Genomic DNA, 26,131 nt, shown 5'->3' on the forward strand with positions numbered 1-26,131 from the left:
GATTAATAAATTTTCCTCTATTAACATTTAGTTGCATAAATTATTTCAAATGATTATAACAATATGTCATATATTTTTTATCGAAAATCAGTAATTTTCATAAAATTTTCTAAGATATTTAAAGAAAATCAACAGTTCTTTCTTAGCTTTTTATAAGGGTAAATCATATAAGCTACGAGATTGTACTTATTGTACCTATTTTGTAACAGACAATTTCATAATTACAAGTGTTCAATGAGGAAGGTAGTCGATGACATTTATTTCTCGCGCAATACGCTACGTTTTGAGAAAAAAAGTAAAAACAGCAATCGTGTTTGTAATATTAGCATTGATTTCAACGCTTTTGCTGGCATCTTCTGCAGTTGCGATTGCTGCAGAAAAAGAGGGCAAAAAGGTAGAAGAACAGGCAGAATCTAGTTTTGTTTTAGCAAATAATCCGCAAGTAAATCCTGGAACTCCTAGGGGAGCAGGAACTGTTAAGCCAAGTGATGTTAAAAAAATCGCGTCACTTAAAAACGTTGATTCGTATGTTTTACGTCAAAATGTTACTGCCGATTTAGTTGACTCAAAAGCAGCTAGAATCAAAGGTGTTCAAGACTACGATGCGCGTAGAGAAAAGCAATTCGGCAACGCTGTAAACCTAGAAGGAACAAACTCTTCTAAGGGCTTAAATGCGTTCAAAACAAAGTCAATTCACATGGTTAAAGGTAGAGCTTTGCAAGAATCAGATGAGCATGCTTCCTTAATACACGAAGATTTAGCAAAACTAAATGGCTTAAAATTAGGGGACTCATTAACACTTAAAGCAAACCCGTTTGACGCCGATAATCTTAACCACTCTACTGAGCAAGTAAAAACACGCATAGTTGGAATTTACGGCGGAGCTAATAATCGCCCAGTTGCAACGCGCGCGGAATTAACTGCAAATACTGTGTATACAGATTTGAAAACAACAAGAGAGCTTTACAAATATAAGCCTGGAAAAGAGATATATCAGGACGCAAGTTTTAAGGTTAAAAAAGGAGCGGATGCAGACTCTGTGATTGAAGAAGCGTCTAAGCTGCCGATTGATTTGCAAAGCTATCAGATTACTCGAGATGACCAGTTTGTACAAGGAATGATTGGCGCTGCAAAAGGCGTAAAATCCATGATGAACATAACTGTTGTTGCAGTAAGCGCGTTTGCTGTTGTGGCTCTTGGATTGGTTCTTATTCTTTGGATTAATGAGCGTAGAAAAGAAATCGGCGTTCTAACTTCTATTGGTATTAGCAAAGTTTCCCTTGTGTTGCAGCAGCTTTTTGAGCTTGTGTTGCTTGCGATTCCAGCTATTGCAATAGGCTATGGTTTTGCTAGCGCAATATCTCCTTGGCTTAGCGATTGTGCATTAGGTTCGGTAAAAAATTCCGCCGCTCAGCAGCTTAGCTCAATGGGTCAAGCTGGAGGAAACCTGGAATCAAGCATGGCCACTAGAACCTTAGATAAGATTGCTGTTCAAGTTAACCTTGATTGCTTAATGCAATCGTCATTGATGGTTCTGGCGATTATTATTGTGGCGGTTGCGCTGTCTTATCTTCCTATTTTGCGAAAGTCTCCTAGAGATTTGCTTGGCATGCAAAAGTAGTTGGCTGCAAAAGTAGGTGTAAAATGACTCAAATTATAAAAAGAGCTTGGCTAGCTATAGTTAGAAAACCAAGGCGTAGTGCTATTTTAGCTTTGATTATTACGGTTGTTCTTAGCGCGCTTATTTGCCAAGCGAGTGTTATTGCTTGCGTAAAAAATCTAGAGGATCAAATAACTTCCAACATTGGTTTAGGATTTAGCGTTTACGCAAAAACGCAAGGGCAGACTTTGCCAAAGTCTGATTCTGCTGGCGATTCTGCTAGTGATTCTGCTAGTGATTCTGCTGGCGATTCAGCCAGTGACTCCGTCAGTGATTCTTCTAAGCAATCGCAGCAAGATATTCTTCAAGATTTGCAAAAAAACGAGGGAATTCCCGAAAGTCTTATTGCAAAGTTTAAAAAGATTAGTGGAATAAAAACTATTGCAGAAGAAAAAGATGTTTTAGCAAATCCTGTTAACGCTAAAATTGTAGCGCCAATAAATGGCCCGCGTTTAGACAATGATGGAATGTTCTCGCTTGTTTTCATAACGGGAACAACTAAATCACAGTTAGCGCAGGGATTCCAAGAAGGATTATATAAGCTTGAGGAGGGCAGTCATATTGATTCTTCGGTTGCTGGCGACTTTAAGCGCGCGAAATCTGCAATAATTCACAAGAGCTTTGCTAAACAAAATAATCTTAGACTCGGGTCTGTTTTAACTCTAAAACAAGGCAGCAAAAGCATTAATCTTAAGGTTGTTGGCATTTTTTCTGGAAAGATGCAAACAAAGGGTGCGCTTCCTTCCGACTCTTCCGAAAATCGCGTAATAACTGATTTAGAATCCGCTCTTTACTTGTTTGGAAGTAAAAATCGCAGTTCTATAAAGTGCGTTATGCAAAATTCAAATAATCTAGAAAAAGCTTTAAAAGAAGCCAATAAAATCGCTAAAAACTATGGCAACGGCATGTTTTCTGTAGAAAATAATGCGCAAAGATTTGCCTCTGTTCTTCAATCCGTAAAAACAGTTAAGCAATTAGTAACAATGATTTTAATGTGTCTTGCATTAGTCGGAATCATAGTGCTTGGCTTAGTTCTTGTTTTTTGGGTTCGAGGAAGGATTCACGAAGTTGGCGTTCTAATGGCAATTGGTGTAGAAAAACGTGTTATAGCTTTGCAAATGATTATAGAAGTTTTTATAATATCCGCATTTTGCTCGCTGGCGTCTACTGCGATTAGTGCCGCAATATCGTCTAGCGTTGGATCAATGCTATTGGCAAATGTTGCAAATGGTGCAATTACATACTCACCTAATCAGTCTTTGCTAACTGGTCAAACAGCGTTTTCTATTCTTTTAGGATTCGCTATAGCGTTTGCATCTCTATGCATTGCATTTGTGCCAATAATGCTTAAAAAGCCGCGTTCTATACTCAGCTCAATTAGTTGAGGAGATTAAAGTGGCGTATTTTTATGCACATAATGCTTGCGATTAGTGAGCAGAACAAGTGCATAGACAGAAATAATCATAAAAATAATAGGTAGATTTATAACACAGATTTATAAAAAATATAGATTCATAAAATATAGAGATTAATAGAATATTGGAGTTTATTATGACAACTTTATTAAAACTAAACAACGTTGATTACTCTTATGGAGCGACTAATATTGCGGTTCTTAAAAATGTTAATGCAGATTTTGAAGCTGGGAAAATCTATAGCATAACGGGTCCATCGGGAGCTGGAAAAACAACCATGTTATCTCTTCTAGCTGGTTTAGACTCGCCAACAAGTGGAACAGTATTGTTTAACGGTCAAGATATTTCCAAGAATGGCGGTTATGCTAATCATCGTAAGAACAATGTTTCCTTAGTTTTCCAGAGTTTTAATCTAATCGACTATTTGACTCCTGTAGAAAATTTGCGTCTTGTTAATCCAAAGGCGGATTCTGCGATTCTTAAAGAGCTGGGGCTTAGTGAAGACGAGTCCACTAGAAATATAACAAAGCTTTCGGGAGGGCAGCAGCAGCGAGTGGCTATTGCGCGAGCGCTTGTATCTTCTGCGCCTGTTATTCTTGCCGATGAGCCAACAGGTAGCTTGGATCCAAACACCACTAAAGAAGTTATAGCAATCTTAAAAGATGCAGCTCATAAACGCGGAAAATGCGTGATTGTTGTAACGCATTCTAGCGATGTTGCGGCTGCTGCAGACGTAAAATATGTTCTTAAAAATAAGCAGCTAGTAAAAAAGCAATAAAACATTAATAAAACATTAGTAAATCACCAATAAAACACTAATTATTAGCCATTTTTCCGTGCTTATGCGTAAAGTAAAACTTGCGTATAAACTTTGCGCATAAGCCGCGTATTTACGCATATACGGGAGGTTGTTGTGGCAGATATTTTAGATTCAAAACCTGTTGTGGCGGTTGTTATGGGCTCTTCTAGCGATTGGGAAACAATGCGCCACGCATGTGAAATCTTAGAAAAATTTAGGGTGCCGTATATGAAGCAAGTTATTTCTGCACATCGCACTCCAGAACTTATGGCAGATTTTGCTCATGGCGCTAGAAAAAACGGTTTTCGCGTGATCATTGCTGGCGCTGGTGGAGCTGCACACTTGCCAGGTATGATTGCTGCTCAAACAACGCTTCCAGTTGTTGGTGTTCCTGTAAAATCCCATGCTCTTTCGGGCTGGGATTCTTTGCTTTCTATAGTGCAAATGCCTGGCGGAATTCCAGTTGCAACAACCGCTGTTGGCAATTCTGGCGCTACAAACGCGGGCTTGCTTGCTGTAAGCATGCTTAGCACAACAGATAGTCGCCTAGAAGAAGAACTTGAAGAATACCGCAAAGAATTAAAAAAGAAGGTTGAGGAATCTAATGCCGAGCTTATGTGAAGCCACTAATGGTACTGTAAAGTGCTTAATGCCAGGGGCAACTATTGGAATTATAGGCGGCGGTCAGCTTGGTCGCATGATGGCGATTGCTGCTAGAAGAATGGGCTTTAAAATCGGCGTTTTAGACCCAGCGCATAATTGCCCAGTGTTCCAAGTTGCGGATTTTCAAGTCGAAGCTGAATATGATGATTTGGAAGCCTTAAAAAAGCTTGCTAAAAGTTGCGATGTGCTTACGTACGAATTTGAAAACGTAAACGCAGATGCTTTAGATAGTGTGCGAGATTTAGTCGCTGTTCCTCAAGGAACCGACTTATTGCGAGTTACGCAAGACCGTGTTTTTGAAAAAAGCTTTATTAACAATCACGGTATTGAAACTGCTAAATGGTGTGAAGTCAACAATTTAGACGATTTAGATAAAGCAATCAAAGAAATCGGACTGCCTGCAATTCTTAAAACGCGCAGAGGTGGTTACGATGGTCACGGTCAAGATGTTTTGCGCACTCAAGAAGACGTTGATAATGTTCGTAATCGCGTAGAAAATGGCCAAGAGATGCCGCCTTCTATTCTCGAAGGTTTTGTTGACTTTGCTTTTGAAGCATCAATTCTTGTTTCGGGAAATGGAAGCGAATTTGTGACTTATCCGCTTGTAAAAAACGTGCATCACAATAGCATTTTGCACATGACCTTAGCTCCTGCAAATGTTGATACTAAGATTCAAGAAGATGCGCATAGCTTAGCGCTTAGGTTGGCTCAAGGCTTTAAGCTTGCTGGAACGCTTGGAATAGAGCTGTTTATTACTAAAGACAATCGCGTAGTAGTAAATGAGCTTGCGCCGCGCCCGCATAATTCGGGTCATTACACGATTGAAGCTTGCGATATGGATCAGTTTGAAGCTCATGTTAGAGGCATTGTTGGATGGCCACTAAAAGAGCCTAAGCTGCTTTCTGCAGCCGTAATGGTTAATGTTTTAGGTCAGCATGTTGCGCCTACTCGCGCTCTTATTGCGGAGCATCCAGAATGGCATGTTCACGATTACGGCAAGGCGGAGATTCGTAAGAATCGCAAAATGGGTCATATTACTGTTCTTTGCAATAATCCTGTTGAGGAAGCCAATGTGTTAGACTCTACAGGTTGTTGGGATGACGAGCTTGATTAAAAGTTTTTTGTGGTGAAAGGTTAAATAATGGTTGGTGAGCCAATACGCAGAAACACTAAGCAAAAGGAAACAGTCCTTGAGCATTTAAGAGCTTCGCGTAATTTTGTTTCTGCTCAAAATTTGCATCGCGCGCTTGTGGAAGATGGCGAAATCATTGGGCTTGCAACCGTTTATCGCCAGCTTAATACGCTTGCACAAAGCGGAGATGTTGATACTGTGCGTTTTAAGGGTCAACAGCTTTTTAGGATTTGCGATGAAAACACACATCATCATCATCTTGTGTGCGAAAAGTGCGGCAAAACTGTAGACATAGAGCCTCCAGACGATGAAGGTTGGATTCATAAGATTGCTGAATCTCACGGATACACGGTTATAGACCACACTTTGGAAGTGTTTGGGCTGTGCAAAGATTGCAATAGTGAGAATGAGAAACTAGAGCACATAAACTAGAGCGCATGAAAACAAAAGCTAGCGCATAAAAACAAAAGAACGAGGAACAAATCCAACATTGGGATGTTCCTCGTTCTTGTAAGTCTACGCTTAAAGGTTTAACCTACTCAGTAACAGCCTTCTTAAGCAAAGAACCAGCAGAGATTCTAACACCGTAAGATGCAGGAATCTTAATGGTTTCGCCAGTACGTGGGTTGCGGCCCGTGCGCTCTGCGCGCTTTACGCGCTCAGCGGAGAACAGACCAGTGAGCTTCAATCCTTCGCCAGACTGTAAAGCCTCAACGAACACATCCTGGAATGCGTTGACAGCGGCCTCGGCCTGTGCCTTGGTAAGGTTGGACTTCTGAGCGATCTTCGAAACGAGATCAGACTTGTTGTATGCCATACAAGCATCCTTTGTGTTAGGGGCCTTCTCTTCCAAAGACCACTTTCATTCATAGATACTAGTACATTTTCCCTACAAATGCGCGGTTTTTCAGCGTTTTATTAAGATTTTTTTACGATTTTTTACTTTTTTTAGTGAATAAAGTACATAAAAACCGCAAAAATGACCTATATAGGCGTATCTATGCGGTTTTTAACTAAATATATTCTTTTTTGATTTGTTAAATTTACACTAATTTGTTATTAGATTAATCCCTTATTGCTAAGACTTTTCATTGCAAACGCTCCGATTGGTATTCGTAACCAATAGAACATAAGACGGTAAAGAAGAGTTGCAGATAATGCGACTGTTGGAGGAACACCAACCGAAGTGAATGCAAAAGTCAAAGATGCTTCAACGGCTCCCAATCCGCCAGGTGTTGGAACAGCAGATCCTGCAGTGTTTGCTACTAAGAACAGCAGAACTGTTTCCCAAGGGTTTGCGTAGTATCCAAATGCCAAAAGAGCAACCCAATATCCTAGTCCTGTTGCAAAAACAAGAATCAAACCGCCCAAAGTGCCATTAAAAAGCTGTTTTGGTTTAGTTACAAGTTCTTTTATCTGTTTGCCATAATCGGAAAGAATAGGAAGATATTTTTTGCGTATAAATTTGCGAATAGGAGTAATTGCCATAAACGCGCATAGGATTATAGTAACAATTCCTATTACTGTAATAAGCATATGCGTAGGAATCATTCCAGATAGAAGGTTCTTGCCAGTAAAAATTCCAACGCTAAATATAACAAGAGCGGTTACTAGCGATTGCAAAAGCCATACTGCGCTTGTAATCGCTGTTGCTTGAGATGTTGAACTACCATTTTTCTTTATAAGTTGCATGTTTACAAACGCAGGCCCTACTCCAGCTGGCATAGACACGGCAGTAAAGCCCGAAGCTGCTTGAGATGTAAATAAAACACCAGCAGTTGGCTTTGAATCATCCATAAAAGACCCGAGTGTAATAGAAGACCCAACCCAAGCAAGCATGCTGCACGCAAAGCAAGCAAAGACCATTATGCTATCTGCTTTTTTAAGCGCAAAAATAAATTCTTGCGGATGCCATTGCGTAGCAATAGCCGAAATTGCTGCAATAATAAGGATTAAGCTAACAAAGAATCTAATATTAAAGCGTGCTAAGCGTACAGTGTCGTAGTCTTCTTCGTTGTTAAGCGTGCAAACTTTTTTGCTAATCTCATTTTTAAGATCTTCAAAAAGCTTTTTGTTGCAAGAAGAAAGTGACCTTGTAGACGCTGGAACGGCCGCTTTTTGAATAAATGGCAGAATTTGCGCAACCTTATATGTGCCCCAAACGTTTATTGCTGACTCAACAGCAGTTTTTGCATCAATGCAAGACGCGATTATTGTTAAAAGTTGAACTTTATCTAAAGCAATATTAGTTGAATCACTAGCAACATCGCCATTTTGCCAACCTGCAATTAGGGGAGTGCCATCTTCTAGTCGCGCAAGCGATTCTGGACCTATTCTTCTGTGCGTAATACCTCTAGAGTTTGCAATATCAAGATATTGCATAAGTCTTTGAGCGTCTTTAGCTGTAAGTGTGTTTAGATTGCAAGGAACAAGAACATTGCTAGTATGAAATACCATTATTGATGATTTTTCTAGGTCTGTTACTCCATACACGTTTGCTGTAGCAAGATGCAAGTTTCTAAGAGCAAGTAGCATAGAAAGATGGTGGTGTATTGAGTGCCTTGCAGAACGGTCTCGTCTAACTGGAATGTCAATTAGCTTAACCCATTGCCATAGCTGATTTAGATACCCAGGCAAATGCACTTGATTATCTAATACAGATATAACGTATCTTGTTCCGTGAATATCAATCGCATCGTATAGCCTTGAATTTTCAATCAAATCGTCGTCAAGACTAGACTTAAGAACTCCGCTATGGTCGGTTGTTAGCGTTCTTCTATTAAGCTGAACAAGATGCGTAATGCCAATGTTTTCTAGTGCTTCAACAATATCTTTGCCCCACGCTCCTTTGCTTTGCGTGCCTTTAATAAACCGAATTAGTGTTCCAAGGGAGCGTCCAATACACCAAGATGTTAATGCGCCTGTTAGCGAATGCCAAGAAGTTACGATTAATATTGGAGACGCAATTAGCAGCGCTTGCCAAGAGAGTTTTACGATTTTATTATCTCTTCTAGGGCCGCTAACAGTTAGAAAAGCAACTAAAACAGCATACATATCTGGCAATAATTCTGTGCCATGACTATTGGAAATCGAATTAAATGATGCGAATATCGAAGGATTGTTTAGCGTTGTAAGAATGTAGGAAATGTACCATACAAGCGGATATGTTAAAAGCAAAGTTATTGTTGAAAGCGCTGTATTAATCCATTTTTTTGAATCAATCATTGATACGATTACGCCAGCAACAATTGCGATTGTAAGCGCTTGCTGAAAAAGAGAAGACGGCAGTCCTTTAACAATCCACTCAATAATTTTTCCAGCGTTTTTTGCATCGTGCTCTACGCCTGCTGTTGTTCCCGAAAAACACGTTGCAAATAACACCACTGCTGTAGCTACGCCAGCAGATACGATTGAGTAAATCAAATCTGCCCAATTGCGAACTAGCTTAGGCTCAACGTCGTTAATAACTAAATCATCTTTTACTTGCGATTGCATAGTACACCGTTTATTTATTTAATAGTTATTAATGTTTAATAAGTTATTGAACAAAATAGTTATTGAATAAAATCCACCAAACGTGATGCAATTCCAGTATAAGATTCTGGAGTAAGATTTTTTAGCCTACTTGCAGTTTGAGCATCGAAGTTTCTAGAAGATATAAAATCTTCAACATCTTGTCTAGAAATACTATGACCACGCATAAGCTCTTTAACTTGCTCGTACGGCTTTTCCATTCCTTCTACACCAGCAATCTCTTGAGCACGCATAGCAGTTTGGATTGGCTCTCCAAGAACTTCCCAATTGCTATTAAGCTCTTCGCTCATCATTTGCGTGTTTGGATGAATCGACTTTAAGCCGCCAAGAAGATTATTCAAAGCAAGAAGAGCGTAGCCGAATGCGGATCCAACGTTTCTTTGAGTAGTGGAATCTGTTAAATCGCGCTGCCATCGGCTCTCGGTAAGTGTTGCGCAAAGTGTGTCTAAAAGTGCGCAAGAAATCTCTAGATTTGCTTCCGCGTTTTCAAATCTAATAGGGTTCACTTTATGAGGCATTGTGGATGATCCAGTAGCGCCTTTAACAGGAACTTGCACAAAAACGCCGCGAGAAATGTACATCCACACGTCTACTGCAAGATTGTGAAGAATGTGATTAATGTGACTTACAGTGCTATAAAGTTCCGCTTGCCAATCGTGGCTTTCGATTTGCGTTGTAAGAGGATTAAAGCAAAGCCCCATTCTGTTTTCTACGAATTCTTTAGAAACGCTAAGCCAATCAACATTAGGGAAAGCAGCAAGATGAGCACCAAAAGTTCCAGTAGCGCCATTTATTTTTCCAAGATACTCTTGGCAGTTAAGGTGTTTTAGCTGGCGATTTAGCCTATAAACAAACACAGCAAGCTCTTTACCTAAAGTTGTAGGAGTGGCAGGCTGGCCGTGAGTAAGCGATAGCATCGGCATATCTCTATACTCTTGCGCTTTTTGAGTTAAGTAATCAACAATAGCTTTCAAATTTGGCCTATAAACATTTTCAACAGCGTTTTTTACGCAACGCGCTATAGAAAGATTGTTTATATCTTCGCTTGTGCAAGCAAAATGAACCAATGTTTTAAGATTGCTAAGCTGGGTTTTATGCCCTAATACTTGTTCTACTTTGTCTAACTCGTCGTCAATATAGTATTCAACAGCTTTAACATCGTGATGTGTAACAGCTTCGTGAGCAGCATGGCGTTTTATGCCTTCTGCTCCAAAGTTTTCTGGGATTGCGCGCAAATAATCGCATTCCTCGTCTGTTAAAGGCTTTACGCCATCTACAATCGTCTTAAAACCGTTTCCTTTATAACCGTTTGCTAGAAGAATCATCCATTCAACTTCTACACGCATGCGCTCGCGGTTTAATGCTGGTTCGCTTAAATATTCTACAAGGCTTGCGGTTTGGTTGTGGTATCTTCCATCTAGAGGAGTTAGAGCAATAGCAGGGCAAATATCAGTAAGCTTCATACCTTAAAGGTTACAGCATGGCATGAAACTACTAACTTTTGAGCGTTGCTATTTTACTTTTGTGCTAGTGCTGCATAACTCCTTGCCATAACGTTGTCTCTTCTAATTTTCCGCTTAATATCTTATTAAAATGCGATTCTTGAGTTCTAATTTCTTTAGATGCAAGTTGGTGAGCATCCGCATATGCTGCTTGATGATAGTTCAAATCGTGCGTGAGTGTTCCTTCTTCTGGCACATTTTTTACTAAGATTCCGTCTTTTTCAAAAATATTTTTTGGTCTGCGATTTGTGTTGCGATTTGTGTTGCCAATCTTATTACGATTTTGTTTGGAGACATTTTCCTCATTTTCTTCTTTTCTTTTATTTCTATTAACGCTTTTACTTGCCACTGCTTTACTTGCAACTGCGTGAATCGTAACCCAATTATTTCTGCTCGGATTACTTGCTCCGTCTAATGTTGGAACAAGTTCATCTTCCATTTCTATGCTCGTAACCCAAGTTTTGCTTGGAATTGCGTGGTTTGCTATTGGAGACCCAGCAGTTACAACGTGTTTTATGTTGTATTGTTTTGAATAATCGCTAGCAATTCCTGCAGCTACAATTCCGCCTTGAGAATGTCCAACAAGAACAACGCTATCGTTTGGTTTAATGCCGCTTTTCTTCATTGCTTCTACAACCATTCTTGTGCTGTCTGCGTTCATTCTTACGCTTCTAGAACTGCTCATAACCTCTGCATTTTGAGGCCATCCAAAAGGAGATTTTGGCTTACCGTCGGTTCCAGGTATTGTAACAAGCCAAGACGTGCTACCGTCTTTTTGCCTAAAACGTTGAATTGCTATTGTTGCAGCATCTGGATTTGTTTTTGGCGGGTGCACAGAAAGATTTCCGCTAGAAAGGTTGTTAAGATTTTCAAGCGCTTGACCAATATTATTTCCTTTATGGAGGAATATTTTAGATTGTGCGTTTTCAGGCAAAACTAATTTTGTTACTTTAAGATTGTTCCCTTGGTTCGCATCGTTGATTTTTGAGCTAAACATGCTTAATGCGCTTGCAAAAGTGGAAACTGGTGCTTTTGAATGTTTTACATCGTTCTTTTCTTGAATGCTAGAAAAAAGACGAATAGGGATTCCAGTTACGGGGTTTATTAGAAAATGTTTAGAAAAGCCTCTAATAAATCCTTGTTGAATAGGAGCTGTTGCGTGGCTCCACTTAGAAAAGTTTTTCATGCCACTTTTTTGAGTCATGTCTAAAATCGCGCTGAATCCTACGCTTGCAAAGAATGGTACAGCAGCAATAGGGAAGATGGTAGTTCCAATCGAAACAAGATTATCTAAGGTTTCTCTATTTTTGTATTCTGCTTCAGAATATAAGTTATTTGCTCTGACTATTAGATTTGCTAATTCACTAAGATTGTTAGACATTGATTCGCATTGGCTTGACTTTATTCTGCATTCATCTGGATCTAGAAAGTCTTGTAAAGAAGATTGGTCAAAGCTTTCACTAAAACAATTATTTTGGCTTTGTACAAGAGCTGCTTTTTGGCTTTCGATTTGCATTGCAGTTTGCATCCAACAGGCGCTTAGTGAGTGAAAATCGTTTGATAGTTCGCTAAGTCGTGCAGCTTTTGTTCTATACGCGTTAGAATCAGCAACGCTAAGAGGTTTGCCGCCAGTTATTGTGGATTTTACTCTCCAAGGCATTATTTACCTCCATAGTTAAGCATCGATCTAAAAGTAGAATTAGCGTTAAAAAAATCACAGTCAACAAAACTAGTGTTAACAGAGCTTATTTGACATGCTTGTCTAGCAGTTTTAGCCATCTGTTCGTTAAACGCGTTTGCGGCTCTTCCGTGCCAGTCTTTAAGAGTGTTGGAGTGTGCTTCGCTAAGCACGCTGTTAGAGCATTGTTCTGTCCTTTCTAACAGCCACTGGTAGTCGTTAAATATGTGCATACAAACATTACACACAATGTTTTTCAAATAGTCACGAAAATTCTTGCAATGTGGTTAAAGGCTATAAGCCTTGAAATATAAGGATTTTGTGTTTTTGATTTATTTTTTATTTTGATTTTATTTTTATCGCAATCTACCAAGGCTTATTACTGGAATCTTCTTTTTTAGAAGACTTAGTTTTTTCATTCTTGTTTGATTCGTCTTTAGTGGAATCATCGCTATTTTGATCTGATTGATTTTGCGAATTTTGGCTAGAATCGCTTTGATTATTTTGCTTTAGCAAGTCTTGAATTTTACTTTTTTGCGAATCGCTTAAGCTGGATTTGTTGGATTTTTCTTGCGCTTTATTAGTCATATTTTTGCGATTATTTTGGTTTGTTTGCGCATTAGAATCCGTATCTTTTTTATCTTGGTTAAGCTGGTTTTGCAAGCTTTTAGTAAGCTCTTTAGATATTATTGCGTTATGATTAATGCTCTTTAATAAGTGTGGCATTAAAATCGTGTAAGGCGATTTTGCTTTGTTAAATTGGTCATCAACCTGTTTTTGAGATACAACCAACGTTTCTTTATCTGCATCAACTTTTTTCGATGCATTTATGTTGTTTATAAGACTTTTTGTAGCAGCATTATACGTTGATTCTGCTTTAAGATTAGTTGCAATTAAATAGATTGAAACCATGCATAAAAATATAACAATAGAAGATATTGCAATAATAGAAAATCTTAGGAATGACTTAGGTGTGATTTTGCTAATCATATAAGCTTCCTCGATTTTGTAATCCAGCATGCCAATTCCCAAAGAATTAATACACTTGCAAGAATAGCAAACGGCCAAACGATTGGCTCAGGCCTAAGCCTTGGTTTAACAGTGTTGTTTTGTCTCCATTGCTTAGAAAGAATTTGCTTTGCTTCTATGCCAATAGAATGGTCTTTACTAGAATCAATATATTTTCCACTAAGCTCGTCTGCAATATTCTTAAGATTTTTTGAATCCATTTTAGATATTCCAGGCTTTTTTGTAGAAGGGTCAATAACCCATTTTTCAGACTGTTTTATAGAAGAATCAGTTACATTAATATCGTCTAAATTATCTAACTTAGTGCTTTTATTTGGTATTTTTCCGCCATTTTTAGAGCCAACACCAATTACGTAAGCATGATTTATGTAGCCGCGCAAAGATGAGAACGTTCTTCGCTTTCTGCTAGTAGTTTCTTCGCCATCGCTAATTAAATACAAAACAGTAACATCTTGAGGATGAGCGTTGTGAATCGCTTGAGCGGCAAGAAGAGTCTTATCTAGAGGAGCGTCTAAGCTCGTTCCGTTTGAAACTCCAACAGGCTCTGTGTTAATGGTGTTAACCCAATTTTCAATGGCATTTGCGTCTGGAGTTAGTGGAACGTCAACACTAGAAGACGCTCCAAACCTTATTGCACTAAAGCTTGCATTTGCGTAATTATTCGTCACTTGCTTTATTATTTGCTTTGCACTGTTAAACCTAGTAGTGCGATTGTTATTTAAGTCTTTAGAATCATTAACGTTCATAGAGCCAGTAACGTCTAAAACAAATATTACGTTTGTAGCGTTAAGAGAGCGTTGAAAAGTGCTTTTCATAATGCATGGGCATAATGCGCAAATCGCAAGCAAAACGCATATTAAAACTCTGCGAACACGCATATAAACAGTTTCATCTGTGCTATAAGAGTTGCGTTTTAGTGGGAAAATCTCAAATAGTGCTAAAACAGCAAGAATTGCAATTAAGATTAACGAAATCCAAGTAAAATATATTCTCATCGTTTTATCCTTCTTGCAAAAATAAGCCAAAGAGACACAAAAATAACCGCCAAAATTGTTGCAATACTAGGGTCATCGCTTAAAGCTGATTGAGATGAATCATTTGGAATACTCGTATGTTGCTGCTCGATTTTACGAACCAAAGCCATTACAGAATCAGCGTTATGTTGTGTTAAGAAAATACCTCCGTTTTGAGTAATTAGATCACGCATTTGCCTAGTGGTTGCCTCGTTTTCGGTTTGAGCAGACCCAGAATACAATCCATCAACTTGAATATTTGCTTGTTTTGTTAAGTCCAAGGCTGCTTTAAGTGAATAAGACGGCTTTCCGGAAACAACATTGTCTGTTGCTAAAACAATAGAAGCACTACGATTAAGGCGATTATGAGGCATTTTAGAATTGTTAGAAGAGCCGTATACAACTCCAGGAATCATTGCAGCACAACTAACAAGACCATCTCCGATTAAAGACGTTGCTTCTTTTCGATTTTGAGTTTCATCAAGCCATGTAGAAATTTGCTGATACTGCTTTTGTTGCATATTGTCGATTTTGTCTTGAGTTTGAACTCCGTCTAAGAGTTTAGAAGCGTATTGCAATTGCTTTTTAACAAGCGAATAATCGTCTGTTAGTGGAAAAACAGTTCTAGACGTTGAGTTAAAAATACTCAAGCCAATGCGCTCGCCTTGAAAATGCTCAACAAATTTTAAGTAAGCGTTAATAACTTCTAAATCGTAGGGAAGAGTGGAGCCAGAAACGTCTAAGCAAAGCACAATATCTCTAGAACTCGATTGCTCGTTTGCATCTAAAACTCTAGAAGGTCTTGCGCTAATAGCGAGTGTGCATAAAAGCGTAAGAGAAAGCATTAAAGCACATGTTCTTCGCAAAATATTCCATAATCGCCATCTTCTTGAGCATATGCTTCCTTTAAGGTCTTCGTCTAAAGAAAAAGACGTTAAAAAGCTTGTTTCTAATATTTTGGAAGATTTAATTTTGTAGTTTTTAGAATTACGTTTTTTAATCTCACTTATCGCAAACGCTAATATTGCAACAATTACGCTTATTAAAACGCCAAAAACAAAGATTAGTGGCCATTTTAATCGCATTGAAAATAGTGTTGAAGCAAAAATTTTGCTCATTTCTAAATCATGGATTGAAAACTCAGATATTGCAAAATTCGATATTGCAAAAATGAATGAGTCTAAATTGGAGAATGTCATTTTTTATTCTCCTTTGGCTTATTTTCCTTTGTTTTCCAACTTTCAAGAAGAACAAGAACCCACCTTGCGCCTTGATCAACATCCGTATTTTTAGCTTGATTATTATACTTAGTATCTGCAAATTCAGGAGGGTATAGTGCTGCAATCGTTTGGCGCAATAAGTCTGCTCCATGCGTGTTCTTCCAAGAGTTTCTAAACGAACTTATGTCTGAAAGAGTATGTGATTTAATGTTTTCGCCACTGATTATTGAAACGTATTGTCTTGCAATTTGAGCTAATTTTGCAAAAGCTTGATCTTTTTTAATTTTGTTTTGGTTGTATTCAGCTACAACTTGCTCAATTTTTTTACGCCATTCTTGTTTATTTGCATTTAGAGTATGAGCAGCATCTTTTAAATCTTTTTTAGCATTAACTTTAGTGTTGATTTTATATATAGCAAAGTAGAGCATTATGCTTGCAAAAATTGCCACTATTATGCTTAAGCCAATAAAAGCAAGTAGCATTGTTTCGTCGTTTAAAACCTTTTGAACATTAAGAATACTCACTGATTGCACCAACCCAAACTACTCCAAGAGTAAATCTTGATTCTTCTTAACATTAAAAACGCTATTTTGCAAAGTTGCGTTGCAAATAAATTTAGCTAAAGAGTGGAATATTTGGTTGCTGGAAGCCCCTCGTATAAGGCAAGCTTTAGAAGCGTTTAAGCACTCGTGCAAAGCGTTGTTTATAAATGCTCTATGCGCTTTTACTTCCTTAGAGCATGAATCATCTACTAAGAATGATGGTATTTTGCGCATAGTTGTTCCATCAACTATTGGAATATTTTTAGACGCGTTAAATGGATTCACGGGATTTATTGTTACAACTATTAAAGAATGTAAACTTGCGATTTTTTGTAAATCATTAAAATGTTTTTGCAAAATAGCGTATTCGTCCGTAATTATTACGATTAAACTATGTTTTTGCGTAATTGAATTAGCAAAATCAATAATTGCATTTATGTTTCTAGGATTTTTGCGAGATTTGAACAAAGAATTATCTAATACGCGCTCAAAATCAGGAAGATTCCTGCAAGATGGAATTCTTAAAACATTATCTCCGTCAAATAAGGCGCAATTAAGCGAGTCGTTGCGTTTTAAGCTTAAAGACGCAAAAAAGCATGCTGTGTTGGATGCAATTTCATACAAGTATTCATTGCTTTTAGATGCGCAAGAGGCATTCATGTTTACGCTAGAATCCACAAGAATCCAAGTTTTAGAAGAAGATTCGCGCTGTCTAGAAGAAACCATTGGCTCGCCAACTCTTGCGCTGGCTTTCCAATTAATCATTCTTGCTTCGTCTCCAGGCTGCCACGCGTGAACGTCTACTAAGTCGCCATTGCCAAATTTTTGACTAGAAGGATGTTCTCCTTCGAAAATGCTTAAAGATTTTTTTGCAAGTGGCAAATTTAGGCGATTGTCTAACACTTCGATTTTTCTTCTAACTTTTTTAGATGAATCGGAGCATAGCAAACTTCTTTTAGTATTATTAGCAAAAAAAGTTGGATGAGAATAAGAGTTAAGCAGTTTTGCAAAAATCATGGTGCAGGAACCGTCTTCACTATTGCATCAATAACTTGATCGCTAGTAATCGAATCCGCTAAAGCTTCAAAAGTCAAAAGAATTCTGTGTCTAAGAACTTCGTGAGCAAACTTTTTAACATCTTCTGGAATAACGTAATCTCTTCCAGAAAGCAAAGCTTGAGCTTGACCAATGCGAATCAAAGCAATAGAAGCTCTAGGGCTTGCTCCCATTCTAACTAGCGAAGAAATAGTTTTAAGAGGATGACTTCCTTGGCCTCTAGAAGTTGCAACAATATCTACAGCATACTTCATAACAGCTTCCGAAACATGCACTCGCTTAGCAGCTGCGCGCAAAAAAGTAATATCTTGCAAACTTATTTTTTGACTATTAAGAGTTTGAGGATTAAAAACGTCACTTCCTCTGTTTGTTAGAAGCTCCAACATGCTTACTTCTTCGCTAGGTGAAGGATAAGTCATAACTGCTTTAAGCATAAAACGATCCATTTGAGCTTCTGGAAGATTAAATGTTCCTTCTTCTTCAATAGGATTTTGCGTAGCAATAACCATAAAAGGCTGAGGCAGATTAATGCGTTCTCCGCCGATTGTTGTTGCGCCTTCGGCCATTGCTTCTAGCATAGCGGACTGTGTTTTTGCGTTAGAACGATTGATTTCGTCTAGAAGAATCACGTTTGCGTGAATAGGGCCGATTTGTGTTGTAAATCTTTGAGAAGCAAAGTCAAAAACTTGTGTTCCAACTAAGTCTGATGGCATTAAATCAGGAGTACATTGAATTCGCTTAAAACTTCCAGACATAGCTGTTGCAAGAGTTTGCGCGGCAGTTGTTTTTGCAAGTCCTGGAACTGATTCAATAAGAATGTGGCCTCCAGCAATAAGCGTCAAAATAAGTGATTCTCTAAGTGAATCTTGGCCTACAAGCGTTTGCGTGAATCTGGAACGAAGAATGGCAGCTATTGCTTGCGCTTTTTTAATGCTTTCGTTAGACACGCCTGCAGATATTGGCTGATTTACTTCGTCTATTGTGCTAGAAGCAACACCATTAGAAGCAGGTATGCGCGGTTGAGGTGGAAGAGAGAAAACACCAGTATTTGCGCTATTATTTTGACTATTTGGTTGTGGAGGGAATAATGCCATGCGTCTTATTTTAACTGATGTGCGCTACCTTAGATGTTTTTAGTTTTTATTTTTGGCAAGTTTTTACTCGTTTTTCTATAAACTACAGCTTGCTATGTGCTTGCTATGTGCTTTAGATTTCTATAAACTCCAGTCAATTGGTGTTGCGCCTAGAGATATTAATGCTTGATTTGCTCTAGAAAATGGCTTTGATCCAAAAAATCCTCTTGAAGCAGAAAGTGGGCTTGGGTGAGGGGATTGAATAATTATTGCATTTGTAAGAAGAGGTGCTAGGCTTTGAGCGTTTCTGCCCCAAAGAATAGCCACAAGTGGAAGTGGTTTGCCATTAGCATCTTTACGATTATTTAACGCGGTTATTGCAGCATCTGTGATTTGTTCCCAACCTTTTCCTTGATGGCTATTAGCTTTTCCAGCTTCTACGCTAAGGCATCTGTTCAAAAGCATTACGCCTTGCTTAGTCCAAGGTGTTAAATCACCATTTTTAGGCATTGGAACATTTAAGTCGCTAACTAATTCTTTGTAAATATTAGTCAGACTTTTAGGTAAAGGTTTAACGCGAGCATCCACACAAAAACTAAGACCAACGGGGTGGCCTGGAGTAGGGTAAGGGTCTTGACCAACAATAAGAACTTTTATTTGATTAAATGGAATAGTAAAAGCTCTAAGAATATTATGACTTTCTGGCAAAAATCGCCTTCCGCATGCCATCTCTTCGCGCAAGAAGTCTCCCATTTTGTGGATTTGCGGCTCAACTGGTTCAAGAGCATTTGCCCAATCTGGGTCTATTAGTTCGTGCAAAGATTTTCTATGCTTAATATTCATGATTATCAACTCTAAAACAAGGGTGATAAATCCAAAATCAAATATAAAAATAAATAAATTTTTTACGCTTTGTGCGCGGCATTCGCTAATATGGATTCATATTGTTTAGATAGTTTTTAGAAGGGATGCAATTATGGCGCATAAGCAGAACGTGTCGTTTACGCCAGATGCTTTTGATAATCCACCAGAAGGCCCTGTTGGTGTTCATCGCGGAAATCGCGCTTGGTATGCTGTATTGCTCCCATATGTAGTAGTCGTAGTTATGGCTGTTATTTTAGGCGTTTTTGCATGGGCTATTATGTCTGGAGAAATCAACAATATTCGTTTACCTTGGAGTGCAAATCAGTCAACAACTGCTAAGTCTTCTAGCACTAAGAACGGTAAGATTGATGAGCACAAGAGCAAGTCTGATAATGCTAATGACGATTCAGACGAAGATAGAGATCCAGTAAAAGAAGATAAGTCAAACAAAACAGATAAAAATGATAATAGCTCTAAGGATTCTAAAGACAATAATGCAAGCGACTCAAAAGCTTCTGAACAACCTATTAACAAGACTGTTCCAGTAAGAGTTGTTAACGCAACAAAGATTCAGGGTCATGCGGCTCAAGAAGCAGCAAAGCTTAAGCAAGCAGGCTATGCAAGCGTAGAAGCTGCAAATCCTTCTGGAAACGTTCCTGCTGATTCCGTTGTTTGGTATAAGGGAGACGAGAATCGATCTGCTGCTGAAGATATTGCTAAGACGCTTGGAATTAGCAATGTTGAGCCTGCAAATCAAATAGCAACCACTATTGTTGTTGTTTTGTGCAAGTAAATGTGCAATTAGATTGCATATGTGCGAGTGCATTAAATAAGTGACGCAACAAGTGATGTAATAAATTTAATTAATAAATAAATACTTAAATAGTCAATTGAAAAACTACAATAAGTAGCTTTTTGATTGGCTATTTTTGATTTTATACTATAGATTTTTTCTATAGATTTTTGATTATAGTTGGCACTCGGGCATGTAGAGTGCTAATCTTCATTTAGCACTCAGTTTAACGGTTTAGTCAACAGCTGACGGTTGATTAGCTAGAAGAAGCATGAGTGAGTGTCCATAGTTAATTTATGTGGAGGAATAATGGCAAAGATTATTGCCTATGAAGAGGATGCCCGCCAGGGTATGCTTGCTGGTCTTGATAAGCTTGCAAATACAGTAAAGGTCACTCTTGGACCAAAGGGCCGTAACGTAGTTCTCGATAAGTCTTACGGCGCTCCAACAATCACTAATGATGGCGTTTCAATCGCTAAAGAGATTGACCTTGAAGACCCATACGAGCGTATTGGTGCTGAACTAGTTAAGGAAGTTGCTAAGAAGACTGATGACGTTGCAGGCGACGGCACTACAACCGCTACCGTTTTAGCTCAGTCTTTGGTGCACGAAGGCTTAAAGAACGTTGTTGCAGGAAGCAATCCAATTGCTCTTCGCCGTGGCATTGAAAAAGCTTCCGAAGCAATTGTTAAGGAATTGCTCGCATCTGCTAAAGACGTTGAAACAAAGGATCAAATCGCTGCTACTGCTACGATTTCTGCTGCCGACCCAGAAGTTGGCGAAAAGATTGCAGAAGCTCTAGATAAGGTTGGTCAAGACGGCGTTGTTACTGTTGAAGACAACAACAAGTTTGGTCTTGATTTGGACTTTACAGAAGGCATGCGCTTCGATAAGGGTTACATTTCTCCTTACTTTGTAACTAACGCAGAAGATCAGACTGCTGTTTTGGAAGATCCATACATTTTGCTCACTTCTGGCAAGGTTTCTAGCCAGCAAGACATTGTTCATGTTGCGGAACTTGTTATGAAGTCTGGTAAGCCATTGCTTATTATTGCGGAAGACGTTGATGGCGAAGCTTTGCCAACTCTTGTTCTTAACAAGATTCGTGGCACTTTCAACACTGTAGCTGTTAAGGCTCCAGGATTCGGTGATCGCCGTAAGGCAATGCTTCAAGATATGGCAATTTTGACTGGTGCTCAAGTTGTTTCTGATGATCTTGGCTTAAAGCTTGATTCTATCGATGCATCTGTGTTTGGTCATGCATCTAAGGTGATTGTTTCTAAGGACGAAACAACTATCGTTTCTGGTGCTGGCTCTAAGGAAGACGTTGAGGCTCGTGTTGCTCAGATTCGCGGCGAAATCGAAAATACCGATTCTGATTACGATCGCGAAAAGCTTCAGGAGCGTCTTGCAAAGCTTGCTGGTGGAGTTGCTGTTATTAAGGTTGGTGCTGCTACAGAAGTAGAAGCCAAGGAGCGCAAGCATCGCATTGAAGATGCAGTGCGTAATGCTAAGGCTGCAATCGAAGAGGGCTTGCTCCCAGGCGGTGGCGTTGCTCTTGTTCAAGCTGCTGCAAAGGTTGAGAAGTCTGCCGAAATCGCAAATCTTAAGGGCGAAGAAGCTACGGGCGCTGCAATCGTGTTCCGCGCTGTAGAGGCTCCAATCAAGCAGATTGCTCAAAATAGCGGTGTTTCTGGAGATGTTGTTCTTAACAAGGTTCGCGAGCTTCCAGAAGGCCAAGGCTTTAACGCTGCAACTAACGCTTACGAAGATTTGATGGCTGTTGGCGTTACCGACCCAGTTAAGGTAACTCGTTCTGCTCTACAGAATGCTGCTTCTATTGCTGGTTTGTTCTTAACAACCGAAGCTGTTGTTGCTAACAAGCCAGAAAAGCCAGCTGCAGCTCCTGCAGGCGGCGCAGAGATGGGCTACTAAATTAGGCTAATGATTTAATTCATTCTGTTTAGTTATTAATGCATGAGCGGTAAAGTTTTGGCTTTGCCGCTCATGTTTTTTGTTTTTGTTTTTGTTTTTGTGATTTTTGATTTGTGACTTTTGTTTAGTTCATTGCAAACAAGGAAGTTGCTTGTGTTTCTGTATCCATGTAAATGTTAGAAACATTTTGCATTGCAAGCTGAATCGCCTCTAGAGATTGCTCCATTTGTTGGTGTGCTGCACGCCATTGCCCAGCAGTTGTTGCAAACTGAGTGGCAGCAGGGCCAGTCCACACGCTTTGCAGCTGTTGAAGATTTGCGTACATTCCATTTGTTGCGTCTCTAATCGCATTAATCGAAGATCCGACTGCTGCAGCTGATTGCTGAATTTGCTCTGAGTCTACTCTAAATTGTGCCATTTTTACTCCTTAATGCTTGTAAATGTATGTGTTTTCTATATTTTTTTTATTTCCGCGTTCTCTAATGCTTGTATAAAATAATGCTTGTATAAAAAGATGCGTCTAAAAGTCAATTTTGCTATTGTTTCTTGTAATCTAAAAACACGGTATTATGAATATATGCCATTAAGCGATTTTGACAAAGATTTTTTTACTAATGTGGTTAAAGGCTTATGCACACTTATAATGCTTGCGTTTTTAAGCCAAATTGCTTTATTTGCAAGCATTGCTTTTGCGGAAGATGAATCAAAAAATGGTGATCTAGCAAATAAAAGCTCTAATAATTATGGCATTGTTGCTACTGATTCAATTACAGATACGGAAAATCTTCTAGGGGATTCCGTTGCAAAAGTCTCTGATATGATTGCTAGCACAAAAAAGCAAACAGGCGTATCTGTGCGCCTTCTTTATTTAGCTAATTTTAGCGGCAGCAAAGACCCATCAAAGTGGGCTAGTGATTTATTAACAAGCACGAATCCAGCTCCAAACACTGTTCTTTTAGCAATTGCTACTCATGAAGGAAGGCTTGTTGTTGCAGTTTCGCCTAATTCCGATGAATGGCTTAAAAGAAAAACAACGGTTGACTTATTGTCGGATGCAGCCTACAGGCCATTAGTTAACGCGCAAGGTGCTGACTGGGCTAAGTCTGCGATTTTGCTTATGAAGCAGATTTCTAGAGCTAAAAAAACGGCGGTTACGCCTTCAACAAGTATTATTGCAACTATTGTTATGATTGTTGTGATTGCAGCATTGTTTGTAATTGTTGCGATTGTACTTTATAGAAGAAATTATGTGCTAAAGCAAGTTAAACTAGGATTTAGAAAAGCTAAGCGTAGGCACGCATCGCATAAATAAAATTATTTTTTCCAGGAAACACTCAGGAAACATTCAGCTTTATAAGTGATGCTAAACAGTATGGGTAAGAATGTAGAAGCATCTATTGTTGTGGTCGATGACGAACCTTCAATTCGTGAACTTTTGGTTGCATCGTTGCACTTTGCTGGATTTGACGTAGAAACCGCTGCCTCTGGATCGGAAGCAATCGAGGTTATAGAGCGGGTTCATCCAGATCTTATTGTTATGGACGTTATGCTACCAGATATTGATGGTTTTACTGTTACAAGGCGAATCCGCCAAAATGGTGTAGTAGTGCCAGTGCTGTTTCTTACAGCTAGAGATGATACTCAAGATAAGATTATGGGCTTAACAGTTGGTGGAGATGACTACGTTACAAAGCCTTTTAGCCTAGAAGAAGTAGTTGCTAGAATCCGAGCAATTTTGCGCAGAACTCAAGAGCCAGAAGAAGACACTCCTGTTGTGCGCGTTGCAGATTTAGAGATTAATGAGGACTCGCACGATGTTTCTAGAGCTGGAGTTCCAATCGAGCTAAGCCCTACGGAATACAAGCTTTTGCATTACTTAATGGATAACGAAGGCAGAGTGTTGTCTAAAAGCCAGATTCTTAATCACGTTTGGCAATACGATTGGGGTGGAGACGCAGCAATCGTTGAATCGTATATTTCTTATCTTAGAAAGAAAATCGATGGTATTGAGATTAAGAATGACGATGGCTCTATAAAGAAAGTCGTTCCACTTATTGAAACTAAGCGTGGAATTGGTTACATGATTCGCGTACCAAAGGCAGGTCAAGCCTGATTATGAATAGTGGCAAGTCTGCGGAAGTCGCTATTTATAATCCAGAAGTTGCTAATGCAAATGCGGATTATAAAAGCAAAAACAATAATCCTAATAAAAAGCATAAAGCAGCAAAATGGATACGTAAACATTTTGATGCAATACCGTTAAGCACTCGATTAGTGGCATGTACGCTTGTAGTTTTAACTATTGCAGCATTTTGTATATCTTTGTCGATTAGGCAATTAGTTGGAAGCTATTTGTTAGATAAAACTGATGCTCAGTTGGCAGATCAAGCTCAGCTTATTTACGACAATATTGATTTGCTTAGAAAAAAGGATTCAAAAGAGCCAACTGTTGGACCAAACGACTATTTCTTGCAAATTCGAGACACTAATAACAAAATTATTACAACGCCTTTGGTTCCTCCGCTTAAAGGAGACGTTGTTTCTATGCCAACGCTGCCAGAAGATGGCGAAATCAACAGCGTTGTTATAAAAAGAAAGCCGTTTACATCTCCTGCTGTTGTTCATGGCGACCTTAAAAGCGTTGATGAAGCGACTGCAAAGGTTGCTCAGTCGCCGTGGCGCGTATTAGTTCTTACATGGGGTAATCGCAGTGGTTACAACTCCGAAATGCACGTTAGAGGTTACGTTTATATAGCGCTTTCTCTAAGCGATCAAATGGATACTCTAAATACTCTCACGCGCTATTGCTTAATGGTTAGTATAACTGTTATTTTGCTTGGTGCAGTTTTGTCTGCTTTGATTATTCAATCAACTCTTGTTCCGCTAAAAAGAATAGAAAAAACAGCTTCTAAAATTGCTTCTGGAGATTTAAGCAGACGAGTTCCATCTGCTCCAGAAAATACAGAAGTTGGGTCTTTGGCAGCAAGCTTAAATTCAATGCTTTCTAGGATTGAGCAAGGCTTTAACGATCAAGAAGCAATGACAGAAAAGATGAAGCGTTTTGTTTCGGATGCAAGTCATGAGCTTAGAACGCCACTAGCTGCGATTCACGGTTATGCAGAATTGTATTACATGTGGAGAGGGGTTGCTGGTCAGCAAGATAAGGCAGATGATTCAATTGCTCACATTAAGGCTTCTAGCGAAAGAATGACGGAGCTTGTTGAAGATTTGCTTTCGCTAGCGCGATTTGACGAGGGGCGAGGAATCAATGTTTCTCAAACTGTTAATGTAACTCCAATTCTTAAAGATGCTGCTAATGATTTGCGCGCGCTTGATCAAGTTAGAGTTGTTCAGCAAGGAACATTGTATTTAGCAGACGACTTAAAGCTAATGGATTGCTCTAAGCCTACAAATTGTAATCTTGATAGAAAGTTTATTTTTACTCCCGGCTCGCTTCCTAACGTTACTATAAAGGGCGATGGAGCAAGGTTACGTCAAGTTCTTACTAATATTGTTGGAAATATTCATCGTTATACTCCAAGTAATTCTCCTGTAGAAATAGGAATGGGCGTTTTTAAGGCTTCGATTACTCCAGAAGCTTTGCAAAAAATGAGCTCTGTTTCTAAGTCTCTTAAGGACTTTTTGGAAGCTGCAGAAGTTAGCCAATCAACAGGTGCTGGCAGCTCTTATGTTGTTATAAGGGTTGTTGATCACGGTCCTGGAGTTCCAGAAGAATCGCTGCCTCATATTTTTGAGCGTTTCTATATTGCTGATCCTTCTAGAGCTAGAGAAAAGGGCGGTACAGGCTTAGGCATGTCTATTGCACAATCTGTTGTTAAAGCTCATCGCGGTTTGATTTGCGCAACAACGTCTTGTACGTATAGAACTAACCAAGATGATTTTGCTACAGATATTTCTGCAGACATAACAATGAATGGAGATGAATCTTTGGATTCTAAGCCTCACGGTTTAACTCTTACAGTTGTGTTGCCAAATGTTATTATTGACGATAATAGTGATAATAACGATAATGCGAGCAAAGAAAGTATTGTAGATAAATCAAATAAAATGCTTACAAGTGGCTCTATTAGTGATGTTGAAAACAAGAAGATTGCTTAGATTGCTTAGATTATTTAGGTTGTTCTAGATTCATGCGCTACAATTAAAAAGTGTGAATCTGTAGAGTTATGTGGATGTAGTAGAATTGATGATTCGCATAAAGT

General features: G+C 38.9%; 23 protein-coding genes. 11 read left to right on the plus strand and 12 right to left on the minus strand.

What is annotated here, in order from left to right; all coding sequences use genetic code 11:
- Positions 1-250 precede the first annotated feature (250 nt).
- The 6 genes from AC1EKB_RS01690 to AC1EKB_RS01715 all read left to right on the plus strand — a co-directional run bounded on the left by AC1EKB_RS01690 (position 251) and on the right by AC1EKB_RS01715 (position 6,101).
- Positions 251-1,621, plus strand: coding sequence for an ABC transporter permease (locus tag AC1EKB_RS01690; RefSeq protein WP_481248666.1), 1,371 nt, complete (start codon positions 251-253; stop codon positions 1,619-1,621).
- A 23-nt stretch (positions 1,622-1,644) separates the two neighbouring features.
- The gene (locus tag AC1EKB_RS01695) at positions 1,645-3,045 is read left to right on the plus strand and encodes an ABC transporter permease (RefSeq protein ID WP_415694149.1); all 1,401 of its coding nucleotides are present in this window, start codon (positions 1,645-1,647) and stop codon (positions 3,043-3,045) included.
- A gap of 166 nt (positions 3,046-3,211) precedes the next feature.
- Positions 3,212-3,853 carry an ABC transporter ATP-binding protein gene (locus tag AC1EKB_RS01700; RefSeq protein WP_415694150.1) on the plus strand — a complete coding sequence of 214 codons (642 nt, stop codon included), beginning with the start codon at positions 3,212-3,214 and terminating at the stop codon, positions 3,851-3,853.
- 177 nt (positions 3,854-4,030) lie between these two features.
- Entirely contained in the window at positions 4,031-4,495 is a 465-nt protein-coding gene (purE, locus tag AC1EKB_RS01705; RefSeq protein ID WP_415694243.1) for a 5-(carboxyamino)imidazole ribonucleotide mutase, read from the plus strand.
- The gene (purK, locus tag AC1EKB_RS01710; RefSeq protein ID WP_481248667.1) at positions 4,479-5,651 is read left to right on the plus strand and encodes a 5-(carboxyamino)imidazole ribonucleotide synthase; all 1,173 of its coding nucleotides are present in this window, start codon (positions 4,479-4,481) and stop codon (positions 5,649-5,651) included. Before purE ends, purK begins: the two co-directional genes overlap by 17 nt.
- A 27-nt stretch (positions 5,652-5,678) precedes the next feature.
- A complete protein-coding gene (locus AC1EKB_RS01715; RefSeq protein ID WP_415694152.1) occupies positions 5,679-6,101 on the plus strand; it encodes a Fur family transcriptional regulator in 423 nt (140 codons plus the stop codon).
- Positions 6,102-6,204: 103 nt separating this feature from the next.
- Here the strand turns inward: AC1EKB_RS01715 and AC1EKB_RS01720 are convergent, their stop codons facing one another.
- The 11 genes from AC1EKB_RS01720 to AC1EKB_RS01770 form a co-directional block, all read right to left on the minus strand.
- Entirely contained in the window at positions 6,205-6,486 is a 282-nt protein-coding gene (locus AC1EKB_RS01720; protein WP_004112617.1) for an HU family DNA-binding protein, read from the minus strand.
- 242 nt (positions 6,487-6,728) lie between these two features.
- Positions 6,729-9,164 carry a lysylphosphatidylglycerol synthase transmembrane domain-containing protein gene (locus tag AC1EKB_RS01725; RefSeq protein ID WP_481248668.1) on the minus strand — a complete coding sequence of 812 codons (2,436 nt, stop codon included), beginning with the start codon at positions 9,162-9,164 and terminating at the stop codon, positions 6,729-6,731.
- 59 nt (positions 9,165-9,223) lie between these two features.
- Positions 9,224-10,666, minus strand: a complete 1,443-nt coding sequence (gene purB, locus AC1EKB_RS01730; RefSeq protein WP_481248669.1) for an adenylosuccinate lyase — start codon at positions 10,664-10,666, stop codon at positions 9,224-9,226.
- A gap of 64 nt (positions 10,667-10,730) precedes the next feature.
- Positions 10,731-12,365, minus strand: a complete 1,635-nt coding sequence (locus AC1EKB_RS01735; protein WP_481248670.1) for an esterase/lipase family protein — start codon at positions 12,363-12,365, stop codon at positions 10,731-10,733.
- Between the two features lie 384 nt (positions 12,366-12,749).
- Complete coding sequence (locus tag AC1EKB_RS01740; RefSeq protein ID WP_481248671.1) at positions 12,750-13,403, minus strand: DUF6466 family protein; 654 nt, start codon at positions 13,401-13,403, stop codon at positions 12,750-12,752.
- On the minus strand, positions 13,370-14,407 hold the full coding sequence (locus AC1EKB_RS01745; protein WP_481248672.1) for a vWA domain-containing protein: 1,038 nt from the start codon (positions 14,405-14,407) through the stop codon (positions 13,370-13,372). Before AC1EKB_RS01745 ends, AC1EKB_RS01740 begins: the two co-directional genes overlap by 34 nt.
- A complete protein-coding gene (locus tag AC1EKB_RS01750; protein ID WP_481248733.1) occupies positions 14,404-15,543 on the minus strand; it encodes a vWA domain-containing protein in 1,140 nt (379 codons plus the stop codon). Before AC1EKB_RS01750 ends, AC1EKB_RS01745 begins: the two co-directional genes overlap by 4 nt.
- A gap of 77 nt (positions 15,544-15,620) precedes the next feature.
- Complete coding sequence (locus tag AC1EKB_RS01755) at positions 15,621-16,169, minus strand: hypothetical protein (RefSeq protein ID WP_481248673.1); 549 nt, start codon at positions 16,167-16,169, stop codon at positions 15,621-15,623.
- A gap of 18 nt (positions 16,170-16,187) precedes the next feature.
- On the minus strand, positions 16,188-17,204 hold the full coding sequence (locus AC1EKB_RS01760; RefSeq protein WP_481248674.1) for a DUF58 domain-containing protein: 1,017 nt from the start codon (positions 17,202-17,204) through the stop codon (positions 16,188-16,190).
- Positions 17,201-18,337, minus strand: a complete 1,137-nt coding sequence (locus AC1EKB_RS01765) for an AAA family ATPase (protein WP_415694160.1) — start codon at positions 18,335-18,337, stop codon at positions 17,201-17,203. The genes AC1EKB_RS01760 and AC1EKB_RS01765 overlap by 4 nt, the downstream gene beginning before the upstream one ends.
- Positions 18,338-18,457: 120 nt before the next feature.
- A complete protein-coding gene (locus AC1EKB_RS01770; RefSeq protein WP_116438462.1) occupies positions 18,458-19,159 on the minus strand; it encodes a uracil-DNA glycosylase in 702 nt (233 codons plus the stop codon).
- A gap of 133 nt (positions 19,160-19,292) precedes the next feature.
- Between AC1EKB_RS01770 and AC1EKB_RS01775 the strand changes: the two genes are divergently transcribed.
- Complete coding sequence (locus AC1EKB_RS01775; RefSeq protein ID WP_481248675.1) at positions 19,293-19,973, plus strand: LytR C-terminal domain-containing protein; 681 nt, start codon at positions 19,293-19,295, stop codon at positions 19,971-19,973.
- Positions 19,974-20,282: 309 nt separating this feature from the next.
- On the plus strand, positions 20,283-21,908 hold the full coding sequence (groL, locus tag AC1EKB_RS01780) for a chaperonin GroEL (RefSeq protein WP_481248676.1): 1,626 nt from the start codon (positions 20,283-20,285) through the stop codon (positions 21,906-21,908).
- Between the two features lie 124 nt (positions 21,909-22,032).
- Here groL and AC1EKB_RS01785 read toward each other — a convergent pair whose 3' ends face one another.
- A complete protein-coding gene (locus AC1EKB_RS01785; RefSeq protein ID WP_016791927.1) occupies positions 22,033-22,326 on the minus strand; it encodes a WXG100 family type VII secretion target in 294 nt (97 codons plus the stop codon).
- A gap of 159 nt (positions 22,327-22,485) precedes the next feature.
- On the opposite strand from AC1EKB_RS01785, the gene AC1EKB_RS01790 reads away from it, so the two are divergent.
- Genes AC1EKB_RS01790 through AC1EKB_RS01800 form a run of 3 tightly spaced genes read left to right on the plus strand, consistent with a single transcriptional unit; the run spans position 22,486 to position 26,027 of the window.
- Entirely contained in the window at positions 22,486-23,220 is a 735-nt protein-coding gene (locus AC1EKB_RS01790) for a hypothetical protein (protein ID WP_481248677.1), read from the plus strand.
- Between the two features lie 60 nt (positions 23,221-23,280).
- Positions 23,281-24,021 carry a response regulator transcription factor gene (locus tag AC1EKB_RS01795; protein WP_415694164.1) on the plus strand — a complete coding sequence of 247 codons (741 nt, stop codon included), beginning with the start codon at positions 23,281-23,283 and terminating at the stop codon, positions 24,019-24,021.
- Positions 24,022-24,023: 2 nt separating this feature from the next.
- Positions 24,024-26,027: a sensor histidine kinase gene (locus AC1EKB_RS01800; protein WP_415694165.1), complete on the plus strand. Its 2,004-nt coding sequence runs from the start codon at positions 24,024-24,026 to the stop codon at positions 26,025-26,027.
- Positions 26,028-26,131 lie beyond the last annotated feature (104 nt).

The organism is Gardnerella sialicivorans subsp. sialicivorans (assembly GCF_056746795.1).